We start from the raw sequence: 9,911 nt of genomic DNA, 5'->3' as shown, positions 1-9,911 counted from the left end.
AAATCGTCGCTCGTTCTGTTCGCGTAAATAAATGTGGCAAGCAAGTGCCCAAAACAAAAGTTTACAAATTCAATATTTTGATTATGAAAACCTTTGGAGAGGTTATTGAAAATTTCATCAAACAACATTTCACGGTTGGCCACCATGTTGTTCACTGAAGGAACCAGGTTGCGTACCACCGAAAACTGATGACTCATCTTTTGGGCAATATTGCCGTTAAAGCGGGCAATAAGAAACCGGGATTTTGTATTTAAAACGGAATAATATTTGAATGTTTCGCCGCCGGGAACAATAAAAAACTGGTCGCCTGAAACCGGCACCTGTTCGCCGGCAAGCAAAACAATTCCCTCGCCTTTGGTACAATAAGCCAGCAAATTATCTCCGGTTTTCCCCTCGTAACCCCAAATGGTACCTTCCTCAATCACCAGTTCGCCTGTTTCCGTGAGGTATAAGTCGCGTGCAGCCGGGTTTTTTCTTTGTTCGTTTATCAGAGCTTCCGGAAGTCTGAAATACCTTAATTCATTAATCATATTCAAAGAAAGTAATATTATCCATCTTTTTCAAAGAAAATACTATTTTGCCACCATCATTTATCTGTACATTTGTGAAAACCAAAAATGTATTAAAGCACCATGAGTGAACTGTTATCAAAAATTGCCGAATGTATCGAATTCGGAAAAATCAATAAAGCCGCACCATATCCGCCGAATATGAAAGGACAGGATGGAGCCGACGAACTGACAAGGCAGGCTTTGGATGAAGGAGTTTCGGCCCAACGGATTTTAACCGAAGGTTTAATGGTTGGTATGGAAAAAGTGGGTATCAAATTCCGCGAAAACAAAGTATTTGTACCGCAGGTATTGATGTCGGCCAAAGCCATGAGTACTGCCATGATTCACCTGAAACCTTTTTTCCTTTCCGGCGAAGTGAAAGAAAAAGGCACTTTCATTATTGGTACCGTGGAAGGCGATTTGCACGACATTGGTAAAAACCTGGTATCGATGATGGTGGAAGGCAACGGCTGGAAAGTGGTTGACCTGGGTACCGACGTAAAAGCCGATCAGTTTGTGGCTGCCATGAAGGAGCACCAGAATGCGTTTGTAGGATTGTCGGCACTTTTAACCACCACCATGGTAAACATGGAAAAAATAACCAAAGCCATTAAAGAGGCGGTTCCTGATGCAAAAGTTGCTGTGGGCGGCGCTCCGGTAACTGATGATTTCCGCAAGCGAATTGGCGCAGATGCCTATGCTCCCGATCCGCAGGGACTGGTGGAATATTTGAATTCGCAAGTAGCATGAATCAGATATAAGACGTTAAGATGTGAGTAGTGAGAGAAAAGGAAATTGCTACTCAGTATCTATTATCCGATTTCATAAATTACCATAATATTTTGATTGAAAATCAAATAGTTTGGGCATAGTAAATATCCCTGAGTGGCGTTTCTGTACCCATTTTAAAAATCTTTGTACTCATTTTCTCAATACTTAATACTAAAAAAATGAATGGTCTGGAATTAATTAAAAAAGCTTTTTCCCTTCAACCCGTCGAACGGATTCCCTGGGTACCATTTGTAGGCGTTCATGGCGGTTTTTTAACTGGCGTGGATGCCACTACCTACCTGAAATCGTCAGAAGAAATTGTTAAAGGAATCAGTAAATCAGTAGAGGAATACAATCCCGATGGTATTCCGGTGGTTTTTGATTTGCAGGTAGAGGCTGAAGTTCTGGGCTGCGAATTGCGCTGGTCGGAAACCGGTCCACCGGCAGTGGTTTCACATCCGCTGGTTGAAGGGGGAAAGCTGAGCGACTTAAAAATTCCAGGGCCAGACGACGGACGAATTGCAGTTTGTTTGGAAGCCACCAGGCAACTTCGGGAAAAATACCCTGAACTGGCACTTTACGGGCTAATTACCGGACCGTTTACTTTGGCATTGCACCTTCTGGGTACCGATATTTTTATGAAACTGTTCGAAGATCCGGAGGAAGTGAACGAAGTGATGGAGTTTTGCACCGCAGCAGGCCTGAAAATGGCGGAATATTACATGGATGCCGGTTGCGATGTAATTGCTTTGGTCGATCCCATGACCAGCCAAATCGACCCTGAAACTTTCGAAACGTTTGTTACGCCCTTTGTTTCCCGTATTTTTGAATTTGTCAGAGAACAGGGGAAACTCAGCTCGTTTTTTGTTTGCGGCCATGCCCAGCAAAACATCGAAGCCATGTGCAACTGCCGGCCCGACAATGTTTCCATCGACGAAAACATTCCGCTCGATTTTGTGAAAGAAATTACTTTGAAAAAAGGCATCAGTTTTGGCGGCAACCTTAAACTGACGGTGATATTGTTGATGGGTAATCCCGACGATTGCCGTGAGCATGCATTGGAATGCCTCGATTTGGGCGGGAAAACCGGTTTCATCCTGGCGCCCGGATGCGACCTTCCGCGCGAAACACCTTCTGAAAACCTGAAAGCGGTTACCGGACTGGTACACGATCCTTACCAGCAGGATGTGGTTCGGACACTCGAAAAAAAGGAAAGTTCGCTGGAGGTTTTCAACATGAAAGACTACGGGCAGGCCGACAAGGTAATTGTTGATGTCATCACCCTCGATTCCGAATCGTGCGCTCCCTGCCAGTATATGGTGGAAGCGGTGAAACGCGTTGCGCCCCACTTCGAAGGAGTGGTGGAGTGGCGCGAACATGCCATCAAAAAAATGGAGGCCGTGAGTTTTATGTCGTCGCTGATGGTGAAAAACATTCCCACAATCTGCATCGACGGGAAAATTGCTTTCGTTTCCAAAATTCCACCCGAGCGGGAGCTGGTGGCTGCCATTCAAAAACGCATCAACGAAAAACTGAAACTGAAAATTAAATCGAAACGGAGCGAAATTATTTTGATTGGTGAAGAGGCAGGCCAGTGTAACGAACTGAAAGACCGGGTGAACCGCGCACTGACCGAACTGGGCAAAGAAGCGGAGGTGAAAATTTTATCCGGCAGGGAAAAACTGGCAGCATTTGGCGCAACGCAGTCGCCGGCAATAGTGGCGGTAAATTACAAACTGAAAGCGGAAGGTACACTTCCTTCTGCCGACGTGATCAGAGAGTGGCTGAAAGAGTTGTGAATTTTTAGTAACTTAGCCTTGTCGATTTATAATAAGATGGCTGACAAATACCAAATATTGAACGAATTGAAATCCCTGCTTGCTTCAAAGCTGGGCGACAACCTGAAAGAAGTAATTTTATTTGGCTCACATGCTTACGGAGGTGCACATGAATACTCCGACTTCGATTTTCTGGTTATTTTAAAAGAAATACCGGATTGGACATTAAAAAGAAAGATTTCAGAATATTGCTATGAAATCGATTTAAAACATGAAGTCTTTACAGATGTTCATGTTCTTGGAGAAGAGGAGTTAAATACTTTGAGAGGGAAACAACCAATTTTTCAAACCGCTATCCAAAAAGGAATTTACGCATGACAATTTCTGAACAGGAAAGAGAAGCTCTGATTCAATACAGGCTTGAACAAGCACAAAATTCTGCGAATGATGCGGAATTGTTAATGAAAAATGAAAAAATTCCAGCTGCCATTAACCGTATTTACTATGCTGTTTTTTATTGTGTTTTAGCATTAGCCTTAAAAGAAGGTTATAAAACTTCCAAGCATATGCAGTTAATTGGCTGGTTCAATAAAACATTTATTGCAACCGGGAAAATTGAAAATGACTATGGAAGAATTCTTCGTGACTGTTACGAATACAGAAAATCAGCAGATTATGACACTTTCGTAAATTTTAACCGAACAGATATAAATTTACTTTACGACGAAATGAAATCTTTTATAGCTGAGATTGAGCGATATATTAGTGAAAAATAAAAGAGCATGGGTAAAATACTCGATAAAATTAAACAAGGCAAAATTTTGGTTTCCGACGGTGCGTGGGGAACGTTTTTGCAACAAAAAGGATTGAAAATTGGCGAATGCCCCGAGGAATGGAACCTCACTCACCCCGATGAAGTTTTGGATATTGCCCGGAGTTACATCGAAGCCGGAGCCGACATGATCGAAACCAACAGTTTTGGCGGAACCCGGTTTAAACTGGAAAAATTCGGACTGGCTGATAAAGTTTTCGAACTGAACAAAGCCGCTGCCGAAATCAGCCGGAAAGCTGCCGGCGACAAGTTTGTTCTGGGTTCCGTGGGGCCAACCGGTAAAATCCTGATGATGGGCGATGTTACGGAAGAAGAATTGTACGAAGCTTTTAAGGTACAGGCAAAAGGACTGGAGGCCGGTGGTGCAGACGCCATTATGATTGAAACCATGAGCGACCTCGACGAAGCGCGCATTGCCATACAAGCCGCCAAAGAAAATACCGGCTGCGAAGTGTTTTGCACCATGACCTTCGAAAAAACCGTTACCGGAGAATTCCGTTCCATGATGGGTGTTTCACCTACTGAAATGGTGCAAACATTAATTGATGCCGGGGCTGAACTCCTTGGCGCAAACTGCGGAAACGGAATCGCTGGAATGGTCGGCATTGTGGAAGAAATTCGAAAAGCAAATCCCGAAATTCCGATTCTGGTGCACGCCAATGCCGGCATGCCGGTTTACCAGGATGGGGAAACAGTCTTCCCCGAAAAACCCGAAGAAATGGCAGCACTTGTTTCCAAAATTATTGCTGCCGGCGCAAATATAATAGGCGGATGTTGCGGCACCACACCAGATCATATTTGTAAAGTGAGAGAGGTGGTGGATAATAGCTGAATGAAAATTCCATTCCATATTGTCTCCGGTTTTTTGGGAAGCGGCAAAACAACCCTCCTGAAACGGATTATAGAAGACTATTCAGAAAAATTCAAACTGGGAATTATTCAGAATGAATTTGCGCCTTCCAATATTGATGGGGTTGAATTGAAAAAATCAAAGAAAGATTTTAAACTCCTTGAAATAAATAAAGGGTCAGTTTTTTGTGTTTGCCTGCTGGGCGATTTCACCCGTTCGCTGGAAAAATTCATCGACGAATTTCACCCTGATATATTAATCATTGAAGCTTCAGGACTTTCGGATACAACTTCGGTGGCTGAAGTGGTTTCTGCCGGTTCGCTTTCCGAAAAAATTTACCTGGCATCCAACTGGTGTATTGTGGATGCCCTTAACTTTAATAAAGCCGGTTTGATGAGGCAGCGGCTGAGTCATCAAATTCGAATGGCCGATAAGGTGTTGGTAAACAAAACTGATTTGGTTGAAAATGTTGATGAATTGCAGGATGAAATCAGGAAAATAAATCCTTTTGCTGAAATCAAAACAACAACTTTTTGTGAAGTAGAATTTAAACCGGGTGATGATGCTGTTTCAAAATTTTATCCCGATTCAGGCAACCCGCTTGCCCGCCCCGAAATCAATTCCATGGTCATTAAAAGCGGTAGAAAATTTTCAAAAGAAGTATTGACTCAATTTTTAAAAGAATGGGCGCCGAAAGCATATCGTATCAAAGGGTTTGTTAATCTAAAGGAAGGACAAACGGTTGCTGTTCAATGTGTTTTCGATAAAATAGAAATAGTTACGGTCGAAAATAATTTTCATCCCACAGAGTTGGTAGCATTATCTGACCAGTTCGCTTTACGTCAATGGAATCAATCGTTTAAAGAGTATTCAAAGTAATGGACAAATGTTTTTAATTGTGAGTTAAATTATTTTTTTGCCCGAATTAGTGTTAACTGAACATCTTAGAAACAATTTAAATTAGCTATTTTAGGGCAAACTTTTTGGGGAAAATGGTGGGTTGGGCTACTTTTGTCTTCAATTATTATTGTCAACACGATTAAATAAATAATTTATGAGCAAGTTTTTAGCTGCGTCAATTGGCAGGAAGTTTATAATGAGCATCTCAGGGCTCTTTTTGGTTATGTTTTTAGCTGTCCATCTTTCGGTGAATTTATTGCTGATTTTTGATGACAGTGGAGAACTCTTTAACAAAGCTGCCCATTTTATGGTTACAAATCCCATTATCCGGATTGTTGAACCATTGTTAGGTCTTGGTTTTTTGGTTCATATTATCTGGTCGTTTTTTCTGGAATATCAAAACTGGAAAGCAAGACCCGTTAAATACGACAAGAAAAACTCAGGAGTTTCAAGTACCTGGGCTTCAAGAAATATGCTTATTTTGGGAGCATTGGTGCTGGTCTTTTTAATAATTCACATTATTAATTTTTACTGGGTAATTCGTTTTACCGGTAACATGCCGGAAGTAACCATTAACGGTGAACACATGGAAGATACTTACAGCCTGGTTGCAGGCTTGTTCAAATCAAGTATTATTTATGATATTATTTATGTGTTGGGAGGAATATTATTGGGATTGCACCTTTCGCACGGATTTTGGTCGGCCTTTCATACACTCGGATTGAGTAATAAGAATTGGATGAGTAGATTACAAGTAATTGGTAAAATTTATGCCATAATTATTGCAGTTGGGTTTTCAATCATACCATTGTACTTCCTCATTAAATTTTAATTCTGAAAAAGCATTTGTATATGAGCATATTAGATTCAAAAATACCTAAAGGGCCTTTGGCTGAAAAGTGGAACAGGCACAAGGAAAATATTAAAGTGGTAAGCCCGGCCAACAAACGTAAACTGGAGGTGATTGTGGTGGGGACCGGACTTGGTGGTGCATCTGCTGCGGCTTCGCTTGCTGAACTGGGCTATAAAGTGAAAGCTTTTTGTTATCAGGACAGTCCGCGCCGTGCACACTCCATTGCTGCGCAGGGTGGAATAAATGCTGCAAAAAATTATCAGAATGATAACGATTCGGTTTTCCGGTTGTTTTACGATACCATAAAAGGTGGCGATTATCGTTCGCGTGAAGCCAATGTTTACCGTTTGGCAGAGGTTTCCCCCAATATTATAGATCAGTGTGTGGCTCAGGGCGTACCTTTTGGCCGCGAATATGGCGGATTGCTTGCCAACCGAACATTTGGGGGAGCGTTGGTTAGCCGCACGTTTTATGCACGCGGGCAAACAGGTCAGCAGTTGCTTTTGGGTGCCTATCAGGCCATGAACCGGCAGATAGCGAAAGGGAATGTGGAAATATACAGCAGGCACGAAATGCTCGATGTAGTAATCATCAACGGGAAAGCCCGCGGAATAATTGCCCGCGACCTGATTACGGGAAAAATTAAACGCTTTGGTGCTCACGCAGTTGTTATGGCTACCGGTGGTTACGGAAACGTGTTTTTCCTCTCAACAAATGCTATGGGAAGCAACGGCTCTGCAGCCTGGCAGTGTTACAAAAAGGGTGCATTCTTTTCAAACCCTTGTTTTGTGCAAATTCACCCTACCTGTATTCCTGTGCATGGCGACCAGCAGTCGAAACTGACGCTGATGTCCGAATCGCTGCGTAATGACGGTCGTGTTTGGGTTCCGAAGAAAAAAGAAGACGCCGAAAAAATCAGAAAAGGAGAAATTGGCCCGAACGACATTCCCGAAGAAGATCGTGATTTTTACCTGGAGCGCCGTTATCCTTCATACGGTAACCTTGTGCCACGGGATGTAGCTTCACGTGCTGCCAAGGAAAGGTGTGATGCTGGTTACGGGGTAAATCCGGAAGGAAAAGCCGTTTATCTCGATTTTAAATACTCCATTGAAAGGCTCGGAAAAAATGTGATTAAGGCCCGATATGGAAACCTGTTCCAGATGTACGAAAAAATAACAGATGTTGATCCCTATAAAGAGCCGATGATGATTTACCCGGCTATTCATTATACTATGGGTGGAACCTGGGTCGATTACAATCTGATGACCACTGTTCCGGGATTATACTCCATCGGCGAAGCCAACTTCTCAGATCACGGAGCAAACCGTTTGGGCGCTTCGGCACTGATGCAGGGATTGGCGGACGGTTATTTTGTGCTGCCTTACACCATTGGCGATTATTTGGCTGACGAAATTCTTACACCGAAAATTGATACCAATACGCCAGAGTTTGAGCAAGTAGAAAAGGCAGTTACTGCCAGAATTGAAAAACTTTTCAAAATAAAGGGCACCAAGCCGGTTGATTATTTTCACAAAAAATTGGGTCATGTAATGTGGGATTATGTTGGCATGTCCCGCAATGAAGAAGGATTGAAAAAAGCCGTTCAGATGATTCGTGAAATCCGGGAAGAGTTCTGGAAAGATGTAAAAATTCCGGGAGAATTAAATAATTTAAATCCTGAACTGGAAAAGGCCGGACGGGTAGCCGACTTTTTCGATATCGGCGAGCTGATGGCGCTCGATGCCCTCGACCGGAATGAATCATGCGGTGGCCACTTCCGCGAAGAATCGGTTACCGAAGAAGGTGAAGCAAAACGAAACGATGAGAAATTTACTTACGTTTCATGCTGGGAATTTAAAGGCGAAGGCCAGGAGCCGGTACTTCATAAAGAAGATTTGGTGTTTGAAAATGTGGAATTGACTCAGCGGAGTTATAAGTAGTAAGTACCAAGTACAAAGTAATGAGTAATTGGATTTAAGATAAGAGATTTTATAACTAAAAGGAATTAAAATGCATAGGTTTAAAGAATTGAAAGTTTGGCAAAAAGGCAGAGAGCTTGTTAAAGAAATTTATCAGGCAACTCATAAATTTCCAAAAGAAGAACTTTTTGGAATTACGTCTCAAATGAGACGAAGTGCCATTTCTATTCCAACAAACATAGCTGAGGGTTGTGGAAGAAATACAGGAAATGATTTAAATCGATTTCTGGATATTGCCAATGGCAGTTCTTTTGAATTGGAAACATTAGTTATTCTTTGTTTCGATCTAGAATTCCTTTCACAAAAAGAATTCGAATACTTTGACTCCAGGTTGAATGAAATTCAAAGGATGATTTACGGTTTCAAACAATCTATTCAAACTAATTCTTAATACTCTGTACTCATATCTAAAATTCTTTAATCTTTTTAATTATGGCAGATAAAATTCTTAAAAAACTCAATATAAAAGTTTGGCGGCAAAATAATGCAGCAGACAAGGGCCGGTTTGAAACCTATACCATTGAAGATATTTCAACCGGATCGTCTTTTCTCGAAATGTTGGATATTCTGAATAACAAACTGATTATTGAAGGACAGGATCCGATTGCATTCGACCACGATTGCCGTGAAGGAATTTGCGGAACCTGCAGCCTTTATATTAACGGACGTGCACACGGCCCGGATACTGAAATAACAACCTGCCAGTTGCACATGCGGAAATTTAAAGATGGGGAAACCATCACCATCGAACCATGGAGGGCTAAATCATTCCCGGTTATTAAAGACCTGGTGGTTGACCGTACCGCATTTGAAAAAATCCTTTATGCAGGTGGTTTTATTTCGGTAAATACCGGAGGTGTTCCTGATGCCAACGCTATTCCAATTTCCTACGAAGATGCGGAAGAATCGATGGATGCTGCTTCTTGTATCGGTTGCGGGGCTTGTGTTGCGGCGTGTAAAAATTCTTCGGCCATGTTGTTTGTGGCGGCAAAAGTTTCACACCTGGCCAAACTTCCACAGGGAAAAGTGGAAGCCAAAAAACGTGCACGAAGCATGGTGGCCAAAATGGATGAACTGGGATTTGGCGGTTGCACCAACACCGGCGCCTGCGAAGTGGAATGTCCCAAAAGCATTTCCATTACCAATATTGCCCGACTTAACCGTGAATACTTGCTGGCCCGGTTCTCAGAATAAATTTAATTTCAACAATATTTGGAAAGCCTTTTCATTTTTTGGGAAGGCTTTTTTGTTGTATTTTATTCATCGGATAACATCGAGTCATCCGGTGAATGGAAGGACTTCCTGTTTTGTGCAGCGACCTGATCGCTCAAAAAATCATTCCTAATTATCAGTGTTTTATGATTTAAGTTTTTGAGATTTGGGTGTCCCGTTGTAAT

At 42.1% G+C, this 9,911-nt stretch carries 11 protein-coding genes; 10 read left to right on the top strand and 1 reads right to left on the bottom strand.

What is annotated here, in order from left to right; all coding sequences use genetic code 11:
• On the bottom strand, window positions 1-530 hold a 530-nt coding region (locus ACESMA_RS20705), incomplete at its 3' end, for an AraC family ligand binding domain-containing protein (RefSeq protein ID WP_372950785.1).
• A 102-nt stretch (window positions 531-632) separates the two neighbouring features.
• Between ACESMA_RS20705 and ACESMA_RS20700 the strand changes: the two genes are divergently transcribed.
• From ACESMA_RS20700 to ACESMA_RS20655, 10 genes are all read left to right on the top strand, one after another.
• Window positions 633-1,301 (top strand): B12-binding domain-containing protein, encoded by a 669-nt coding sequence (locus tag ACESMA_RS20700; protein ID WP_372950784.1) that lies wholly within the window; start codon window positions 633-635, stop codon window positions 1,299-1,301.
• A gap of 200 nt (window positions 1,302-1,501) precedes the next feature.
• Window positions 1,502-3,121, top strand: coding sequence for a uroporphyrinogen decarboxylase family protein (locus ACESMA_RS20695; RefSeq protein WP_372950783.1), 1,620 nt, complete (start codon window positions 1,502-1,504; stop codon window positions 3,119-3,121).
• Between the two features lie 36 nt (window positions 3,122-3,157).
• Window positions 3,158-3,478, top strand: coding sequence for a nucleotidyltransferase domain-containing protein (locus tag ACESMA_RS20690; RefSeq protein WP_372950782.1), 321 nt, complete (start codon window positions 3,158-3,160; stop codon window positions 3,476-3,478).
• A complete protein-coding gene (locus ACESMA_RS20685; RefSeq protein ID WP_372950781.1) occupies window positions 3,475-3,876 on the top strand; it encodes a HEPN domain-containing protein in 402 nt (133 codons plus the stop codon). The genes ACESMA_RS20690 and ACESMA_RS20685 overlap by 4 nt, the downstream gene beginning before the upstream one ends.
• 6 nt (window positions 3,877-3,882) lie before the next feature.
• Complete coding sequence (locus tag ACESMA_RS20680; RefSeq protein WP_372950780.1) at window positions 3,883-4,764, top strand: homocysteine S-methyltransferase family protein; 882 nt, start codon at window positions 3,883-3,885, stop codon at window positions 4,762-4,764.
• Window positions 4,765-5,661 (top strand): CobW family GTP-binding protein, encoded by an 897-nt coding sequence (locus ACESMA_RS20675; RefSeq protein ID WP_372950779.1) that lies wholly within the window; start codon window positions 4,765-4,767, stop codon window positions 5,659-5,661.
• A gap of 175 nt (window positions 5,662-5,836) precedes the next feature.
• Window positions 5,837-6,514 carry a succinate dehydrogenase cytochrome b subunit gene (locus ACESMA_RS20670; protein WP_372950778.1) on the top strand — a complete coding sequence of 226 codons (678 nt, stop codon included), beginning with the start codon at window positions 5,837-5,839 and terminating at the stop codon, window positions 6,512-6,514.
• A gap of 20 nt (window positions 6,515-6,534) precedes the next feature.
• Complete coding sequence (locus tag ACESMA_RS20665; protein WP_372950777.1) at window positions 6,535-8,475, top strand: fumarate reductase/succinate dehydrogenase flavoprotein subunit; 1,941 nt, start codon at window positions 6,535-6,537, stop codon at window positions 8,473-8,475.
• A gap of 70 nt (window positions 8,476-8,545) precedes the next feature.
• Complete coding sequence (locus ACESMA_RS20660) at window positions 8,546-8,905, top strand: four helix bundle protein (RefSeq protein WP_372950776.1); 360 nt, start codon at window positions 8,546-8,548, stop codon at window positions 8,903-8,905.
• A 41-nt stretch (window positions 8,906-8,946) separates the two neighbouring features.
• Window positions 8,947-9,708, top strand: a complete 762-nt coding sequence (locus ACESMA_RS20655; protein ID WP_372950775.1) for a succinate dehydrogenase/fumarate reductase iron-sulfur subunit — start codon at window positions 8,947-8,949, stop codon at window positions 9,706-9,708.
• The last annotated feature ends 203 nt before the right edge of the window (window positions 9,709-9,911 follow it).

The organism is Mariniphaga sp. (assembly GCF_041687215.1).
Lineage (GTDB): Bacteria > Bacteroidota > Bacteroidia > Bacteroidales > Prolixibacteraceae > Mariniphaga.
The sequence above is the reverse complement of the archived record's forward strand: the minus strand, read 5'-3'. Positions and strand labels throughout refer to the sequence as shown.

What these genes read in the sequence shown, in the direction of transcription:
- ACESMA_RS20700 (WP_372950784.1), top strand. Translation starts at nt 633, where the DNA reads ATGAGTGAACTGTTATCAAAAATTGCCGAATGTATCGAATTCGGAAAA.
- ACESMA_RS20695 (WP_372950783.1), top strand. Translation starts at nt 1,502, where the DNA reads ATGAATGGTCTGGAATTAATTAAAAAAGCTTTTTCCCTTCAACCCGTC.
- ACESMA_RS20690 (WP_372950782.1), top strand. Translation starts at nt 3,158, where the DNA reads ATGGCTGACAAATACCAAATATTGAACGAATTGAAATCCCTGCTTGCT.
- ACESMA_RS20685 (WP_372950781.1), top strand. Translation starts at nt 3,475, where the DNA reads ATGACAATTTCTGAACAGGAAAGAGAAGCTCTGATTCAATACAGGCTT.
- ACESMA_RS20680 (WP_372950780.1), top strand. Translation starts at nt 3,883, where the DNA reads ATGGGTAAAATACTCGATAAAATTAAACAAGGCAAAATTTTGGTTTCC.
- ACESMA_RS20675 (WP_372950779.1), top strand. Translation starts at nt 4,765, where the DNA reads ATGAAAATTCCATTCCATATTGTCTCCGGTTTTTTGGGAAGCGGCAAA.
- ACESMA_RS20670 (WP_372950778.1), top strand. Translation starts at nt 5,837, where the DNA reads ATGAGCAAGTTTTTAGCTGCGTCAATTGGCAGGAAGTTTATAATGAGC.
- ACESMA_RS20665 (WP_372950777.1), top strand. Translation starts at nt 6,535, where the DNA reads ATGAGCATATTAGATTCAAAAATACCTAAAGGGCCTTTGGCTGAAAAG.
- ACESMA_RS20660 (WP_372950776.1), top strand. Translation starts at nt 8,546, where the DNA reads ATGCATAGGTTTAAAGAATTGAAAGTTTGGCAAAAAGGCAGAGAGCTT.
- ACESMA_RS20655 (WP_372950775.1), top strand. Translation starts at nt 8,947, where the DNA reads ATGGCAGATAAAATTCTTAAAAAACTCAATATAAAAGTTTGGCGGCAA.